This window comes from Asticcacaulis sp. P2_C5, assembly GCF_056404555.1.
The window spans coordinates 65,170-83,369 of the sequence record NZ_JBFUDU010000012.1; the positions used below are offsets into that span (position 1 = coordinate 65,170).

6 protein-coding genes are annotated in these 18,200 nt (G+C 59.3%); all 6 read right to left on the reverse strand.

Annotation, left to right across the window (positions count from 1 at the left end):
* The 6 genes from AC1DXO_RS20055 to thiL all read right to left on the reverse strand — a co-directional run bounded on the left by AC1DXO_RS20055 (position 1) and on the right by thiL (position 18,124).
* Positions 1-14,493: a YwqJ-related putative deaminase gene (locus AC1DXO_RS20055; protein ID WP_476979960.1), complete on the reverse strand. Its 14,493-nt coding sequence runs from the start codon at positions 14,491-14,493 to the stop codon at positions 1-3.
* Between the two features lie 191 nt (positions 14,494-14,684).
* Positions 14,685-15,122 (reverse strand): hypothetical protein, encoded by a 438-nt coding sequence (locus tag AC1DXO_RS20060; RefSeq protein ID WP_476979961.1) that lies wholly within the window; start codon positions 15,120-15,122, stop codon positions 14,685-14,687.
* Positions 15,123-15,202: 80 nt separating this feature from the next.
* Entirely contained in the window at positions 15,203-15,700 is a 498-nt protein-coding gene (locus tag AC1DXO_RS20065; protein WP_476979962.1) for a glycine zipper 2TM domain-containing protein, read from the reverse strand.
* 15 nt (positions 15,701-15,715) lie between these two features.
* Complete coding sequence (locus AC1DXO_RS20070) at positions 15,716-16,246, reverse strand: hypothetical protein (RefSeq protein ID WP_476979963.1); 531 nt, start codon at positions 16,244-16,246, stop codon at positions 15,716-15,718.
* 189 nt (positions 16,247-16,435) lie between these two features.
* Positions 16,436-17,014 (reverse strand): glycine zipper 2TM domain-containing protein, encoded by a 579-nt coding sequence (locus AC1DXO_RS20075; protein WP_476979964.1) that lies wholly within the window; start codon positions 17,012-17,014, stop codon positions 16,436-16,438.
* 132 nt (positions 17,015-17,146) lie between these two features.
* Positions 17,147-18,124, reverse strand: a complete 978-nt coding sequence (gene thiL, locus AC1DXO_RS20080) for a thiamine-phosphate kinase (RefSeq protein WP_476979965.1) — start codon at positions 18,122-18,124, stop codon at positions 17,147-17,149.
* Between the last annotated feature and the right edge of the window lie 76 nt (positions 18,125-18,200).

Genomic DNA, 18,200 nt, shown 5'->3' on the forward strand with positions numbered 1-18,200 from the left:
TTAATGCCCGTCCAATTTTGACATAATTACTCGCCCGTATCGTAATGCCGACGGATGAAATTTTACTCCATCAGTAATAAGTTCACAATGCGGGCATCGGGGAACGGCGCCCCCCAGTTTTTCCACCACCCTAGTTCGTAGTTGTCCACTGTTGATAGTTCGAACAACGAAGTCTTCTAATGCGGCGCCAGGACGTGCGACCATCGCGTCAGCCAGCGCATGAATCTCGGCATGAGTCCCCGCTCCTGATGTTTTTACATAAACTATACTTTTTTTCGCCACACTTACTGCTTCCTTAAGGGCCGCTGTTAAATTTTCTGGAGTAAAAAATTTATTTGTTCCAAAAAATATCTGACCAGTTTTACTATCCATCACCCCAGCTAAGACTGGCCCCATAGCATTATAGTGCTGTTTAACGGTCGTAAGACCTTTACTTAACTCGACGAATTTATCCTTAAGAGCGGCACTTAAATTGATTTTTAGATTTGCCAATTTACCGGCTTCGCTAGTCTGACGGATCCCCATCTTTTTTAGAGAGCCTATCTCGTTTAGCAATGCCTCGTCAACGAGAGGAGTCGTTGCTGCGGGTATCTCTGCCGAATGCGCAACCAATCCTTCCAGTTGAGATTGCGCGATAGCCTCCCCAGCACTTGTAATTCCACTCGCCGCCTCTGCGTGTAGGACAACATTATCCACTGCGGCAAGTTCAAGTACCCCCTTGGCTGCCAGTGCCCCCTTAGCGGGAAGTACTAAAAGTGACGCTGCAAATCCTGTGCTTGTACCGACGGCCGACATAATGGGCGATTTTGAGTAATAGCTGGCATCCAGTGCATTTTGCATACTGAGGTTGTGCTCATATTCGGCGGCACCGCGGCTGGACATTAGCGCCGCAAAATTATTAGCTAAGCCTCCGGAAGCGCCATTGGCTAGTGTACGCATAAAACCGTTGAGGCCGTCCCCAGTACGCTCTTGGAGAGATACCTCTCGAATGGTATCTGGTCGGTTCGCGCCTTCAGCATCCCATTGATCCAGGGTGGTACAGGTTTGAGTCCAAGCAGAGCACAGTATATCACCAGCCTGCCATGTTCCGGCCCGTCCAGACGGCCCGGCCCTCGTATAGTAGTCCCATTTGTAACCAGACTTGTCTTCACCCTTAATCCTAAGCAGATCAGGCGTCGATAAAAACGTCTCTTGCGTAACTGCTACATCATACGGGTCCGATGTTGGGCGTGAGTCAGACGCGTCTAAGCTTGTTCCTACGATTAGGGGTAGATTTGTTACAGTTACATGGCCATTCGGCGATGGAGTAATTTGCGGCCCGTCGTCTGCCGGTACCGCCTGTAAAATTTCTTGAGCAGGCGAAATTGATTCACCGCTCGGTCCTGTCACGCCGCCGCTCTTCGCATGGGAAATTTGACTGGCTTGTGAACGGCCCGTGGCTACCTTGCCAGACGCACGTCTCTCCTCATACGCCACACCAATCCACTGCCCAACCCGGTTACCGATCGTGCCCACCATGCCGCCAACCGCATCCGGCAGGGCTTCGCGAAGGCTCTTGCCGAAATCCTGGCCGGTCAGCAGGCTCTTTGTCGCCGCACTGGCCAGTAGATCAGCCGCACCGGTCAGAACGATTCCTGTCTTCCATCCCCCTCGTGCCGTGACCTCACTCATCGGTACGCCCTTAGGGAGCGTACCATCGATATTCAGGCCATCGACCCAGTTTTGCGCACCCAGTACCGCGGCGCCGGAGGCACCCGCAACGGCAACGGACGTCCAGTCGAATTTCTTTTGTAAGCCGTAAGCCATGTTCGTGCCCTGGTGAACAACACTGGCTTCGGCAGCGTAGATCGCGGTGTTCAGCAATTGGCTACCGGTGTCGGGAAACGGGACATACTGCATAAGGATAGCAGCAGTGCGAGCTGACTGGAGCTCTTTCAAACTGAATTTGGACTGGTTACCGACAGCGATTTCGACAACCTGATGTGAAACATTCGATGCTTGGGCGGCAAGTACGGGATCGTGCGTAACGTAGAGAACCGCGACATAGACTACCACCGACACAAACAGGGCGATCATATCGCCGATCTCGCCACAGCCGTGTTGTTTCACCGGCGGTTGCGGCTGGGTCGCGTTGGTATTGCCCTGGGCTTCGTTGGGGTCGTACGGCTTGAAGGTCGTGGTGTTGTTATGGACGTTGGTCGTCCTGCCCGGAACGGTCAGCCTCTGGCCGGCATCCAGAGTCACACTGGGGTCCAGGCCGTTGGCATCGGCCAGCAGGTACCACAGGCTGCTATCACCCCACAGGTTCTGGGCGACGGACTGCAGGCTCTCGCCGCCTGTGGCCGTATAGCTCGAGCCCGATTGATCCACCGAAGTAGAGTTGTACGCCTCGTAATTGGCGTCGAAATTGGCATTGAGCCCGACCACGGGTGTGGCGGTGTTGAAGTAGGTCCACGACTGCGTCACGCTGGTGGCATTGGCCTGGTCGTCGGCCAGTTGCTGGACATAATCGACACGGCTTGCCAGCTGGTCAGTGCCGACATCGCCGATCGAATGGCTGTTGAGATAGAAGAAGCTGCGCCGCGCGCCCGGCAGATAGACGCCCGCCAGCGTGCTGTAATTTGATTCCTGGCGCGTCAGGACCTGGCCGAAGATATCGTTCTGGTACACCACATTCCGCTTCACGCCGGTATCGGCAACCTGGGTCAGGTAGCCGTTGACGTCGTAGGTATTGGTCGATGTCCCCGTGCTGGCACCGGTCACCGTCATGCTCGCCGACTTGGCGCCCGCCCACCAGGCGTAGCTGTAGACGGCCTCCGTCGTATTGTTGGTCGTGGAGCTCCCCTGCACCCGCGTCTGGTCGGTTTTCGAATGGATCAGGACACCCTGGTCGGCACCGGTATAGGTCGATCCCACCAATGCGCGGTAATCGTTGTGAATGACATTGGTAAAGGTCGTGGCATTCCCATCGGTCGTGCCGTTGGTGACGTCGGTTTCATCGATGACGCGGTTGTCGCCGTCATAGGTCATATTGCGGGTCAGCAGGACGGTTCCGTCATCCTTGTATTCGACATAGGACCGCATCCGGCCCAACACGTCGGTGGTGCGGCCTATTCTGTAGGCGATGTTGCCGCCGGTTGTCGGGATGAGGTTGACCGCGTAGAGATAGCCGTCGGTGGTGTAGTTATAGTAGTCAGTATGGCCGTCGGCGGAGACCGTATTGACGCGTTCGCCACGCGGATTATAGGAAATGGCCGTGCCACCGGTGATGGCGTTACCCACCAGGCTGCCCTTGGTTACGGTAAAGCGGTTCATGACGTCGTATTTGTACCAGTAGGCCGTCGTGCCGCTAGCGCCCTTCTGAGTGTAGGTGCTGATGACGTTTCGCCGGTTGCCTTGGGCGTCGTAGGCATAGGTGATGCGCGTCTGGCTGTCCTTGTACTCGGTCACCCGGTTCAGTGCGTCATAGCTGATCGCCGCGTTCTCGGCATAGACCGGTGACGCGCCCAGGCTGTAATAGATCTCCCGCGTACGGTTGCCGTTGCCGTCATAGACATAGAGCGACTTCATTTGCGACACATTGTCGGTGATGGCGGCGACCTGGCCGGTCGCCGTGTAGCTATAGTCGATCGACTGGCCCGCCGTGCTGGCCTGGTGGGTCACCTGGCCGGTCAGGTTGTAGCTGAAGGTGGTCGTGTGCCCGCCCAGGTCCTGGTTCGTCGTCACCTTGCTGAAATAGTCGCTGGTGACCGAGGAGGTCCGCCCCCAGTTCGTCGTGGTCAGGGTCCAGGCGCCGGCATTCGTCTGGCCGGCCGTCACCTTGCCCGTCGCTGTCATCGCCGTCCATGTGTAGCCGTAGCCGGTCGTCTGCCCGCCGAAGGTGACAGTTGAGGACACCCGGCCCTGCAGGTCGTAATCCGTCGTCTCGCTCTGGCCGGTCAGGACGTTGTTGGTATGCTTGATCCGATGACCCAGCCCGTCATAGACATAGGTGTCGACCAACTGCGACGGACCGTAGGTAAAGCTCAGTTCGGTGCCCGTCCGCGTCGGATGGGCGACCGTCAGCAGGCGGTTATCACCGTCATAGGTATTGGTCGTCAACGCGCCGATTGTGTCGATTACCGTCAGGACATTGCCGAAAATGTCATAGCCGTTGTTGATGACACCCCAGTCCGGATTGTACTGCGTCTTGACCAGGGCCTCGGCCCCGCCATAGCCCGTGCCGGCCAGCAGGATCTGCGTGGTCAGGTTCGAATTGGCATCGCGATGGCCGACCAGGCGCCCGGACTTGTCGTAATAATAGATCTCCGTCGGATTGGCCGTCGTGGAGACCGCTCCGGTCTCGCTGACCACACTGACCTGCGGTCCGGCCTTTTGTGTCAGCTTGCCCAGGTCGTTATAGGTGAAGGACGTGGTTTTGCCATTGGCGTCGGTCTGGGTCAGGATATCGCCGAACGCATTGAAGGTCTGAAAGCTGTCGGTATAGGCCGCCGGCAAGGCCGCGGTCGACAACTGCCACAATCCGCTGACCGGCACCACTACTGCTGCAAAGACCGGTACGGCCGTGAAGGCGCCAGCGGCCGCGGTGCCGCCGGCATTGAACGTCAGGCTGCCGGCCTTGGCGTCGAGCACGCGGGTCCCGGCCGTGGCAAGATACTTGATCTCCCAGCTTGAATTGGCCATGCCGTTGAACGGCGCCGCCCGCGTGTCGCATGTGAACCCGCCGGCAACGACGGCCCCGTAGGAATCGTAAAGCGCTGCCATTGGGATGGCTGTAAAATCGCCGCTGGAACCGCTGACCCGTACATACAGGGTAAGCGCCGTCGTCATCGGATCGACACCCTGGATCTGCAGGGCGGAGCCGATAGTGTTCGAGTAGACATCCGTCGTGTACGCGCCCGACGCGTAATAGGTTGTCGGGCTCTTGAGTGTGGTCGTCGAACTGCCGGGGCCGTTCTGATAGACCTCAACGGTGTAAAAATAACCTTGCGTGGTGTTGGATGCCGGGAAAGTCAACCATTCATTCGCCAGGTCTAGCGAACCCGCAGGGCGGACAATATCCAGCGCTACCGATGGAGTGCTGGAAGTGCAAGTTATCTTGGTATGGATATCCCCGTTGCCGTTGATCAACGTCATCTGCTGCGTACTCAGCCTGACCAATATGTTCGGATGATAGGTGCTACTTTGCCCACCGCCGTAATTGACTTGGGTTACGGTCACGGTGTTCGGCGCCACCTTGACATCACTGACGCTGGTGATCGTCCCGTCGAGATTGACAGGGGCCGGCCGCTTGACGTCGACCAGTTCGTTGCGGCTGTCGTAGAGACTGATGATCCGGGTCGTACCCGTGGCCGCGAGCGCAGCCGTGAGATCGGCTACATTACGCAGATCGGTCGTGCCCAGGCTTTGCAGCACCAGGGTGGCGTTGCCATTGTCGTCATAGCCATAGACCTTGGTCACCCCGCCGTCGGCATTGCTGCGCCACACCCGGCCGGCCGCGTCATAGTCCGAATATTCCTGCGCCTTGGCCAGGACACGCCCGGTATTAGTCCCGCGCGCGACGACGTCGCCATAGGTGTTGTAGAAGGTGTCGGTCGTCGTGTCGCCGACAACCCATTGCGTGCCATTCCAGGAGCCTTTTGCGCTGGAGATGACCCGACCCAAAGCGTCATAGGTCGTCAGGTCCGCCTCGGCAACTATAGTGGTGTCCGACTTGACACGGCCGTAGCTTGCCAGGGTTACCTGTCCATTGGCGTCATAGTAATACCCGATCGCAAACCCTGTTGCATCGGTCTTGAGTGTCAACCGCCCGCCCGCACCGTAGGCATAGGTCGTCGTTTCAGTTGTCGACGTGCCATAACCGGCGATGGTCTTTAGGACATTGCCCAGACCGTCATAGGTGGTCAGGGTCGTGTTGGCATTGGCGGCGCCCGTAGCGGTCGTCATCTTTGCCACCCGGCCGAGATTATCGTAGAGATAGGTGGTGACGTCGCCCGTCGCCTCCTGCTTGGTGAGTACCTGGCCGAGATCGTTATAGGTGAAGTAGATCGTGACGTCGGCATTGGTCGTCGTGGCTACATTGTAGGTGTTGACGGTCGCGTAGTCGACACCGGTCCGCGTTTCGCTCAGGCGCTGACCGTTATGGTCGTAGGTAAAGGTCGTGGTGCGGTCGGCCGCGTTGGCGGTCGGCGCCGTCGGTGACGTGCCGCCGGCAGTGAACGGTCCCGCCAGCGCGGTGGCGTACTGGGTCTGCGACGTCACATTGCCTTCGGCGTCCAGCGTGTAGGCGGTCATATAGCCCGCCTGATCTACCGTCGCCGTCTTGCGGCCCAGCTTGTCGTACCAGGTATAGACGCTGTTGCTGTTGGCGTCGGTCTGCTTGATGACATTGCCGTTGAGATCATAAGCCATGGAACTCGTCAGAGCTTCCAAGGACGATGACCAGCTACCGTCTGTTATGTTCCCTTTGCCGGTTACAATGACCGCAGCGCTGGTAATCGTTGAGGTCAGTTGGCGGTTGGCCTTGTCGTAGGTAAAATCGGTCTCGCGGTAACTGGTGGGATCGGGTATCGGCGTCGGTGGTGTGGTTCCTCCGGCAGCCGGATCGGTCGGTGGCGTAAAGGCAGTACCATAGATCCGCTGCGACAGCTGGTTGTGGTTGGCGTCCCAGGTCCAGGTGGTCAGGGCGCCCAGGGCATCGACCTGCGCCGTTTTGTCGTTACGCAGGTTGTAATAGCTCCAGGTGACGGCGCCATTGGCGTCCTTGACACCGATCTGGTTGCCGCGCTTGTCATAGACGAAGCTCTGGGTCGGTATCACGCCCGCCGTCTGCACGCCCGCGCTGGAGGTGACCGTGACCGCATCGCCCTTTTGCTGGATCAGTTGGTCGATCTTGTCATATACATAGATCGTGTTGCGCAGCACAGTCGTGATAGTCCCGACCGTCTTGCTCTCGATCATCTTGGTGCGATTGCCGAAGGCATTATATTCATAGGTCGTGGTCGTCGCTGGCGCGATCATCGAAGCGGGATCAGTCGCGACTTCCAGCACATTGCTGGCAGGCGTGGCCTGCGTCAGAAGCAAGCCGCGCGTGTCGTAGGTGTAGGTTACCGTCGCATTGGCGGCATTCAGCATCGTCAGGCGGTTGCCGAAAGTATCATAGCTGTAGCTCGTCGTCTTGGTCTCGCCGTTGGTGCTGGTCAGCACGCGGCCGACTCCGTCGTGCGTAAAGCCGGTGACGTTATCGATGGTGTTGTTGGTCGTAACCGTCGGCGGATTCGTGGCGGAGATGTTGGTGAGATCGACCTTGGTAAAGCAGCGCCGAACCGACTTGATTTCGCCACTCAGGTCGTAATCCGTCTTGGTCGCATAGCCCTCGGTATCGATCTGCAGGGTCTGGCGGCCCAGGCCGTCATAATAGAAATAGCCGGCATTGTTGTTCGGATCGGTGATCTTTACCACGTCGCCGAAGGCATTGTAGTCGGTATAGGTTGTCGCAATGAGGCTGCCCGCCACATCGCCCGTCGGCGTGGCCACGCTCTTCACCCGGCCATCGGCGTCATAGCTGTAGTTCGTGACATATCCCTTGCCATCCGTTGCGGTCTGTTGGCGGCCGAACGTGTCGTAACTGGCGTAGGTGACCAACTGGTCAGTTCCTGTGTAAGGTGCAAATAGAGTGGTCACCTGGTCGTTGCCGTTGAAGACCCATTTTGTAATGACGACGTCAGCGGTTCCGTAGGCATTCCACACGAGGTTTTTGCGGCCGAACGTGTCGTAACCCTGCCGCATCACTATGCCCTGCGGGTCGGTGACAAAGGTCAGACGGCCCTCATTGTCGTAGGCGTAGTTTGTGGTGTTGCGGTCGTTCGTCGCATCGAGGTGCCCCGCTATCCAGGTCACCATGTCGGATGGCTTGGGGGCGGCGATTTCGGATGTGCCGTAGACGGTCGCATACTGGACCGTCTTGGTGACGCGGCCGAAGGTATCGTAGGTCGAGGCCGTGACGGCGCCGGCCGGATCGATGGTGTAGGTCAGGCGCCCGTCGTCATAGACCGCGCGCGTCATTCGGTCCTTGGCCGCGACCGTGTTGCCGGCAGCCCAGGTCTGCATGTCGGAGAGAAGCCGGACTCCGGTCACCGACGTCGCCAGGGTGGTCGAATACTGGACCGTCCGCGTCACCCGGCCTGTCGTGTCATAGCTATAGGCCGTCACGGCGTTCGTCGCATCGATGACAAAGGCCTGTTGTCCGGCGGCGTCATAGGCGTAGCGCGTCACCAGGGTTTGCGCCGGCGTTGCCGTCAGGTAGCGCGTCGCCTGGGTGACGCGGCTGTTCTTGTCGTACAGGTAGTCGGTTCTGTAGCTGCCGGCATCGATCGAATAGCTGAGGCGGCCGGCGGCATCGTAGCTGGCAGTCGTCGTGCGGCTACCCGCCGCATTGGCCGCGGTCCACGTGGCCAGGGTGGACAAGGCCTGCCCGATCGGCAGCAGGACGGCATACTGGACCGTCTGGGTCACCCGGCCATCAGCGTTGTAAATATAGGCCGTTACGGCATTGGTCGCATCGATGGAGTAGGTCAGGCGTCCGGCGGCGTCGTAAACCGCCCGCGACGTCAGGTCGCTGGTGCTGATATTGGCGGGGGTGGCGGCCCAGCCCTGCATATAGGACAGCAGTTGCGGGCCGGTTTGCGCCGTCGGGAACTTGACAAACGACTGCAGCGTCTGGGTGACCTGGCCATTACCGTCATAGCTATAGGTCGTCACGGCATTGGTGGCATCGATCGTATAGGCAACGCGACCGGCGGCGTCATAGACCGTTCGTGTCACAAGGTCGCTGGCATTGGTCGCCAGCGCCTGCACAGTGGCCAGGGTCGGCTGCGTGGGCGGTGATCCGGTCGTCGTAAGTTGGGTAAAATAGCGATAGACCTGGGTGACCCGGTCATCGCTGTCATAGGTGTAGGCGGTGACCGAGGCGGCTGTCAGGCCCGACGTGGCGCAGACCGGATCCATGGCGTAGATCACCCGGCCGTCGGCGTCGTAATACGAGAAGGTATAGAGGTCCTTGATCGTATTGTTGGCGGGCGTGTTCGCCCAGGTCGTCAGGTCGGACAGCCACTTGACGCCCGTCGCAGTGAAGGCCGTCGAATACTGGATCGTCTGGGTGACATTGCCGTCGCCATCATAGAAGCAACGCGTCACCGCACCGGCGGGATCGATCGCATAGACCAGGCGTCCGCCCAGATCGTACACCGAGCGCGTCACCAGATCGAGGGCGGCATTGCCATTGGCACCCGCCCAGGTGTTCATATCCGCGGCAACCAGGTTTCCACCCGTGCCATAGGTGGCGGCATACTGCACCGCCTGAACAACCCGGCCTTCATTGTCGTAGGTGTAGCCGATCACGGCGCCGGTCGGATCGACGACATAGACCTGACGGTTTTCGGCGTCGTAGGCACAGCGCGTCTTGTTGTTTTCGGCGTCGATCTTCGAGATGACATTGCCGTCGGGATCGTACTCGTATTGGGTCTTCAGATTGAGGCCGGCAGGATTGATGGCCTGTTGAGTCAGCCGTCCGACGGCATCGTAGGTGTATTGCGTAACGACATTGGCCGGCGACGTCACCTTCGACACGCGCCCGGCCACGTCGTACTCCGTAGTCGTGGTCAGGTTGAGCCCGCCGACGACCGAAGTCAGGACACGGCCATCGCGATCATAGGTATAGGTCGTGACGACATTGTTGGCATCGGTCGTCGTCTTGACCTGGCCCTTGCCGTCATAACTGGTGTATGTCGCCAAATCCTTGGCGGCGTTGGTATTGGATGTAACCCAGGACGTCATGTTGGCCAGGGTCTGGGTCTGGGTCGTCAGGTTGAAGGCCGCATAAACGACAGTCTTGGTCACCCGGTTGGCGTTGTCGTAGGTATAGGCTGTTACAGCACCGATCGGATCAATGACATAGGCGAGACGATCAGCAACGTCGTAGACATAGCGCGTGACATGGTTCAACGCGTCGGTTGCGGAGATCACTTTGCCATCGTCGTCATAGACGTATTTGCTGGTGAGGTTCAGCTTGCCACTGCCCGAATCGACGACCGTCCTGACCGTCTGGCCATAGGCGTTGTTGGTCGTGACCGTGGAGATGTTGTTCGGATCCTTGACTGTGATCTGGCGATCGAACAGGGTGTAGTCGTAGTTGGTCACCGCCCCGGTCCGGTCGCTTGATGTCACCACATGGCCGAAGCCGTCATAGGTGAAGCCCGCGCTGTGGATCAGGGCGTCGGTCTGCGTCTTGATCTTGCCGGTACGATAATAGTCGGTCGTCCGGATGCTGCTATTGGCGTCGGTTACCTGTTTGACCTGGCCAAAGGCATTGTAGAGATAGCCGGTGGTCAGGGCCAATCCGCCGACGTCCGCCGTCGAGGACTGCAGCAGGCCGCGACGGGTGTAGACCATATCCGTCCTGACCGTCACGGAGGCCGGCAGCGGTGCAGTCTGGCGCTTCACCTCACCAAAAGCGTTGTAGAGGTAGAATGTCGACCCGCTGACCGTGGATGTCTGGTAGTCGATGACTGTGACAACCTGACCGGCGACATCGTAATCCGTATGGCTCTTGCTGTCCTTGGCGTTATCCGTTGTGATCAGGCCCGTCAGGGACCAATCCCCCCCGCCGGCCAGGCCCGCCAGGGCGACCGGCGTGACATAGGTGAGGACATCGCTCTTTTCGCTGAATGTGGTGTAGACATACTGGACGACGCCACCGGTCGCATCGACCTGGTAGGTCAGGCGGTTGTCCAGGTCATAGAAGAACAGGGTTTTGTTGCCATTTGGGTCGCGCTGCGAGATCAGCCGCCCCCAGGTGTCGTAGCTATAGGTCGTCCCGTAGGTCGTGTAGACATTGTCGATCTGGGTCGCGGTTGGGCTCGCGCCCAGGGCCGCCAGCGCCACCGAGCCGATGCCGTCCAACCGTCCGGTCACACGCCCCAGGCTATCATAACGCGTACTGGCCGTACGGCCATCCGCCCCGCCGGCTTCTGACGTCGAGCTGCCCGTACTCTGGCTGACCAGGTTGTAGACACTGTCGTAACTGTAGGTTGTCGTTTCAGCAACGCCGCCCGTGAGAAGCTGAGGCCGGCTCGTTGCCTTGATATGGCCTTCCAGGTCATAGGTGGAAGTCGTGATTTCTGTCTTGGTCGGCACCGGGAGGCCGGTCAGGGCCGGCGCGACGGTCGGATCGACAGGGGAATCGCCGAAGCGCGTGACCGTGTCTTTGTAGGTCGTGGTGGTGTAGGTCCGACTGTAGGTTGTGACATAGCCTTCGCCATCGACACTTGCCGCCAGCATCCCGGCGTCATCATAAAGGAACCAGTTGTTGATGTCCGAAGCCGCATCCCCCAGGCCGCTGGTCAGCTGCGCCAGGGTGCCACTGGCCCGATAGGTGGCATTGGTCTGGGTGGCATAGGCAAGCGTGCGGATCTTCTCCCCGGCGCCGTCATAAAAGGTCCTCGTCAGATAACCGTCGCCGTCCAGAACCCCGACCACCCGGCTGTCCGCGTCGTAGAAGACGCGCGTGACCCGGTCATCGGTCGCATTCACCGACACTGCGACCGCCATGGCCGGCAGGAAGGTCTTGAAGCCGGTCACTGTCGCCGCTGCCAATGCCGTGGCATAGGCCGTCGTGGTGACCAGGCGATCCGCCCCGTCATAGGCATAGGTGGTCACGTCCCCCAGGCCGTCTATCGTCTGCACCATGCGCCCGTCGGCATCGTAGATCGTCCAGGTCCAGCGGTCATCGCTTGCCGAAGCCGTTGGCGTGACGGCGGACAGGTTGACCGAGGCATTGGCGTTGGTCGCATTGTAAAGCGTTGTGATCTGCGCCGCCGACAGCTTGTTGGCGTAGGCGATCGTAGCGATCACCTGGCCACTCATATTGTAGCGATAGACGACGATCGTACCGTCGGCGGCGACATCGGCCACCTTTCGGTTCAGGTCGTCATAGACAAAATAGGTCGAGCGCCCGCTCACATCCGTCGCACTACCCGGGTTGGACAGGTCCGTCGTCCGGATCAGATTGCCGTTGGAATCGTAGACATAGATCGTCTTCGCGGTCACATCGGACCCCCAGGCGGTGTACGCGATCAGATTACCAGCCAGGTCGTAGGTCGAGGTTCTAGTAGTCGTGTTATCTCCCAGAGTTACAGTCGCCCTGGCCCCCGTTGTTGTGCTGTCATAGATGGTTTTCGTCAGCACGCCGTTAAAGTCGGTGACCTTCAACACCCGCCCCAGGCCATCATAAACGAAAGTTTCCTTCGGCAGGACATTCGGATCCGTCATGGCCGGCGTCGACAGGAAGCGCTTCACCAGTTGCCCGACCGAGTTGTAGACGTAGTTAGTCGTCCTGGCCGTACCTGCGCCCGTAGCTTCGGTATCGTTGTTCTCGGCGGTATAGGTGGTCGAGGTCAGCAGCGCGCCGCGCGCGTCGTAGGTCATGTCGGTGCGGTGGGCGACCAGCTTGCTGCGGCCTGCCGCCGTCGCCCAGCTGTACATGGCCGCGTCGGCCGGATTGACCGCCGTCGAATAGATGTCGTTGACCGGGTCGGTGTATTGGACGACGCCGGTTTGCTGGCCGTAGCTGTTGTAGATGTAGCGCGTCACCTCCCCCACCGGGCTGATGACATAGGTCAGGTGGTTCTCGGCATCGTAGACATAACGCGTTGTCAGCGGCGTCGCCGGATCGGCATAGTCGGTCTTCGTCAGCAACTGGTTGTTGCTGTTGTAGGTGTAAAGCGTCTGATTGCCGAAAATGTCCGTCTGGGACAGCCGGTTACCATTGGCATCATAGGTATATCTGTAGGCTGGCACCTGTACGCCACCGTCAACCACGATGGTCGGCTGGGCGATGGCGACGTTTAGCGCCCCTGTGCCGTCGGCTGTTGCCTGAACCATCAATTCTACATAGACGGTGCCTGCCGGCGCGGTGCCGGACACTGTGGCAAATTTGGCCGTCGCCACGCCACTGGCGCCCAGCGTGCCGTTCAAAACGACATTGGTGAGGGCTGTGCCGACAGCCACGCCGCCGGCATCGCGGAACTGCGCGAAAATCGTGAGCTGACTGGCGCCCGCAGTGGCGGCGTAGAGACTTACGGTCACTGTCTGACCTGGATTAACCGGCGTTTGCCCCTGGACCGATTGTCCCAGCCGCATCACCCAGCCTGCAGCCGGTGTTGCGGTTCCTGTTGTCCGGCGATAGACGCGGACTCCTCCGTCGATCTCAGTCGTCTGGGTCGTGGCAACGCCACCTGTGTTGGCAAGGTCAGCCCAATAGGTCTCAATATCGCTGAACAGGGGGTCGCCAGTCGGACCGCTGTAAAGCAGGTTGCCATTGGCATCATAGCTGAAATACTGCGACTGCGGTGCACCGCCCGCGGAGGCGGCCGGCGAGGTCAGCTGGGTCAGCCGCTTGTTGCTGTCGTAGACGAAGGTCGTAACGGCCCCTTGGGCATCGGTCACCGTCGTCTTGCCGGCGGCATAGCTGAAGCTCGTGACACTGGTGACGCCTGCCGCGACCATCTGGGTCAGGGTCGACACGGCATAGGCCGAGCCTACCAGGACATAGGCGATGTTGAGTTGACTGGTAATATTCCCGACGCCTTCGCGCTCGACAATCGACGCGATCCGGTTGGTGGTCCCGTCATAGGTATAGGAGGTGGTGTAGATATAGTTGTCGGCGATTGTATTGTTGGCGGCATCCGTATCGGCCGGCGTCAGGTCGATCTTCACATCGGTGAGGCGGTTGGATGTGTCGTAGTAATAATAGGTCCGTGTCTGGGTCAGGCTTGCCGCGACGTGGTAAATCGTATTGACCAGATATTGGCCGTTGCTCAGGACATAGGTAAAGTTGGTGGTTTCTCCATTGGCCGTAGAAATCGTCGAGACCAGGCCGTTGCCGTTATAGGTGTAGGTCAGGGCATTGCCGTCGGAGTCAGTCGTCGATACCAGGCGACCGTTGTTGGCGCCGTCATAAACCTCGACGATCCGGCTCTTGCCTTCGGTCCACGTCCATTTGTTGTTCCCGGCATTGAAGGTCAGCGTGTCGTAGGCGCCGTCCGACTCGTTGCCGACATAGACGTTCGCCTGACCGCCATAGCTGGCGTAAAATGTATAGAGGACCTCGGAGCCGTCGGCGCCGTAATGCTTGGCCGTGCTGGGATCGCTGTTGACGGTCCCGGACACGAGCCCAACGCTGCGCAGGACGCTTTCCCGCCAGCCGTTGCCGCTGGCGACCTGGCTGTTGTAGGTATTTGTGATGACATCGTCGGGACCGCGGCCGATCAGAATGTCGTCGACGCTCTGGACAACCAGATTGCCCGTGGCGGCATTGACTGTAACATTGGTCCCGGCCTGGCCCAACCGCGCCGACCCAACTTGCCCACGGCTGCCTAAAACCGAACCGGAGCCCAAGACAAGACCCAGGCCTGCGCCCGTTACAACTGCTACCATAAACTCAATCCCCTAACCTGCCGGCCTTCGCCATACCGCTACACCGATAAGACTCAATCGGAAGATTTCGGGATTTGTTTAGCGGCCATAATGCCGAATTTGTTGATAACCCAACAAGCTATTGAAATAAAAGAAAATTAATTTTTGAAAATATCTTTTATCAGCGGCAGTGTACCGTCGTTCACACCTATCTAGTCCAGATGTCGTTTGGGGCTCTGTGACAGGACGTCGACGGATTTGATCATGCCCGGGCCGGTGATCTTGCTGAATTCCGCTGTGACGGCGGTCTTGAACTTCGGCTCGTCCAGTTGATCGCTGCGGTCGGGCTTGCCGAAGGAGACGCGATGGGCCAGACGAACCAGAGCATCACGGAACATCGGCTCCATCTCACGGAACTTGCCTTCCGGCGCCGTCATGGTCAGGTTTATGCGGATGGACAGGAACAGGTAGTTGACCACCTGACGATCGTGCATGACCGGGATGCCGATCGACGCCAGGCGAACCGACGGGTCGCTGTTGCCCTCCTTCTTCCCCTCCCCGGCAACGGCCGAAGGTGCTGAGACGAACAGGGACAGGCCAGCGCAAAGCTGACCAGCAAGCAGGAAGCGGCGATTCAAGGTCACAGGCATGACCCTATTTTGCCGTAAGACCCTTAACAAAAAGCCCTCCTGCCGGAGGGCTTTTCGCTTTCACCACGGCCTTTTGTGCCTTACCGGCGGCCTTCGTGCCAGTAACCGTCGTCATCATACCATCCGTCGCGGTTGCTGCGGCCGGAGCGGTATCCGCGGTCATAGCCGTCGCGATAGGCTTGACGCGTCTCGACCGAGTCGTAATAGTCACGGCTGGGGCGGCTGTTGTAGTAGACGACGCCATAACCGTCCGGTGCGGGCGGCGGGTCGTAATAGCCGTTCTCGTAGGAATAATACTGGCCATTATAGCATTTTACGCTGTTCTTGCCGGCGTTATGGCCGATCGAACCACCAATCACCGCACCGCCGACCGTACCCAGGCCGCGCTCGTTCTTCGAAACCTGGCTGCCGATCGCGCCGCCGATGATGGCGCCGATAATGGCACCCTTGTGGCCGGCGTCCTTCTTGCGTTGATAGCAGTAGCCGTCATAGTCCTGCGCCATGGTGGCGGCCGGGAGCAGCAGGGCCGCGCCGAAAACGGCAACCGCCAGCTTTGTACCGTGGGATAAGAATGTCATGGTCGGGTCCTTTCATTAGTAGCGGTTGCGACGGCTGGTGTCATAGCTGCTGTGCCAGACGCCATAACGGTCGTAATAGCCCTCCCGGTAGGTCGAGCGGCGGTAATAGTATCCATCGGCGTGGTAGCCGCGATCCATACCGTTCAGGCGGCGGTCGTAGTTGTCGCGGTCATGATAACCGTCGCGGTATCCGTCGCGGTAATCACCCTGACCGCCGTCCCGGCCGCGGCCATAGCCGTCGCCGTAGCGGTCATAGCCATTGCCGTCTTCGTAGCGCTCATAGCGGCAGTCGACGCTGTCGTCGCCCGCGCTGCCGCCCACCGCCGCACCGACAACCGCGCCGACGGGGCCGCCGACGGCGCCACCCACAACCGCGCCGGCCACGACACCGCCACCGGTGGCCTCCTGGTCGCGATCGTAGCAACTTTCGTTATGATAATAGGTGTTGTCATAGTCTTGCGAATAGTTTTGGGCAGCGGCTGGCAGAGCGAATGCGGCCGCGATGATCACCCCTGCTGCTGCGGATAGAGTCCAGATACGCGTCATTGAACCAAACTCCGATCTGTATCGAAGCCAATGGGCCTCGCCTTATGGCCCCAAGGTTAGGCTCAGGCCATCACCTGCGCAATTTGGCTGAACAGCGTATTAACCATTGTGGCGATAAGTTTTCTGCAAGAAAAAAACCCTCCGGATTTTTGATCCGAAGGGCGAGTTTACCGGGAGAAACCTGGGAGATCAGTGGCGGTCATGGCCATTGTGGCGACCATTGTCGTGGTGATTCCGCTTGTGGTGGTTGCGCTGGCCGTCGTGCCAGTTGCCATGGTCATCGCGCCAGCCATAGGGGTTCTGACCGTCATCGCGCCACGCGTCCTGGTAGCCCCAGGGGCCCGGGCTGGTGTGGTGATAGCGATCATAATAGACGGTCGAATAATAGGTCTGCGGCGGGCGCTGACGATAATAAACCGTGGTGTAACCGGACGGGGCCGGCGCCGGATCGTAGTACGAACCCTGATAGGAATAGTATTCGCCGTTATAGCATTTGACGCTGCTCTTGCCGGCCTGGTTGCCGATAACGCCGCCGATAACCGCACCACCTACCGTACCGAGGCCGCGTTCGTTCTTCGACACCTGGCTGCCGACCAGGCCACCAATCACCGCACCGATAATCGTGCCGTTGCGTTGGGCTTCCTTCTTCTTGGCATAGCAGTAGCCGTCATAGCTACGCAGGTCGTTGTCCTGGGCCATGGCTAATGTCGGGGCCAGCATGGCCAGGGTCAGGCCGGCAACGGTCATATAGAGCGGAAATTTTTTCATGATAACGCCTCCAGCGTCTGGCCTATGAGTACTGGAGGTGGAAGCCTCGGACAATCCGATCAGGCGGCGGAATCGATATGGTCTTTGTAAATTTCCAATAAACAGGAAATGTTGCGGTTGCGAAACCGGCGTTCAGAGCGGGTGTTTGAAACCCTTGTCCGAGACCTCGATGCGGCGACCATCCGCCCACAGTTCGGCGCCGGCCGGCGTATCTTCCGACAGGCCGAGACAGGTGCCGATTTCATAAAATCCCGACATGATCAGCGCCCGGGCGCCTGCGTCGTCGGCTGTGCACAGTATCTGATAATCGTCCCCGCCGGTCACCAGTTCGACCGGGCTGAGACCGGCGGCAATGGCGGCCCGCGCCGCCAGCGACGTCGGCACCTTGTTGAGGTCAAGGCGGATCATCAGCTTGTTGGCCCGCGCCATATGGTCGGCGTCGGCCAGGAGCCCGTCGGATACATCCATGCTGGCGCGCGCGTGGTCACGCAGGGGAGTAATCAAATCAAGACGGATTTCGGGCAGATGATAGGATTCGATGACCTCATTGCAATCGGCATGCGATACACCGACCAGCAAGCCCTGCAGCGCTTTCAGGCCGAGATAGCCCTGGCCGATATAGCCGCTGATCAGCACCTTGTCGCCCGGCCGCGCCCCAAGGCGGGACAGGGCGCGACCTGGCGCCACGCGGCCGAAAATGGTCATGGAAACGTGCAAAGGGCCATAGGTCGAGACCGTGTCGCCGCCAAACAGGTCAAGACCGAAGCGGTCCTGCTCGATCTTCAGGCCGCGGACAAAGTCCTGCTTTTCGGAATAGGTGGTGCCGCGCGGCCAGGCGGTGACCAGTTGATAGCCGAAGGGTGTCGCACCCTTGGCGATGATATCCGACAGATTGACGCGGATCAGCTTGCGCGCCACCAGGTCGAGCGGATCGTGTTCGAAAAAATGGACGCCGGCGACCAGGGCATCGGTACTGATGACCAGATCGTGGTTGGCATCGGCGGCGATGACAGCGACATCGTCCATCAGCCCCCTCGCCTCGCGGCTTAAGCCCGCCAGCGGCTTGAACAAATGATCGATGATGGAGAACTCGTCGTGATGCTCACTCATTAGCGAACTCCGCCATGAAAACAGTCGAGTTTACCCCGGATAGGGGAATTTCTAAGTGCAAAAAGCCGTGAACGTA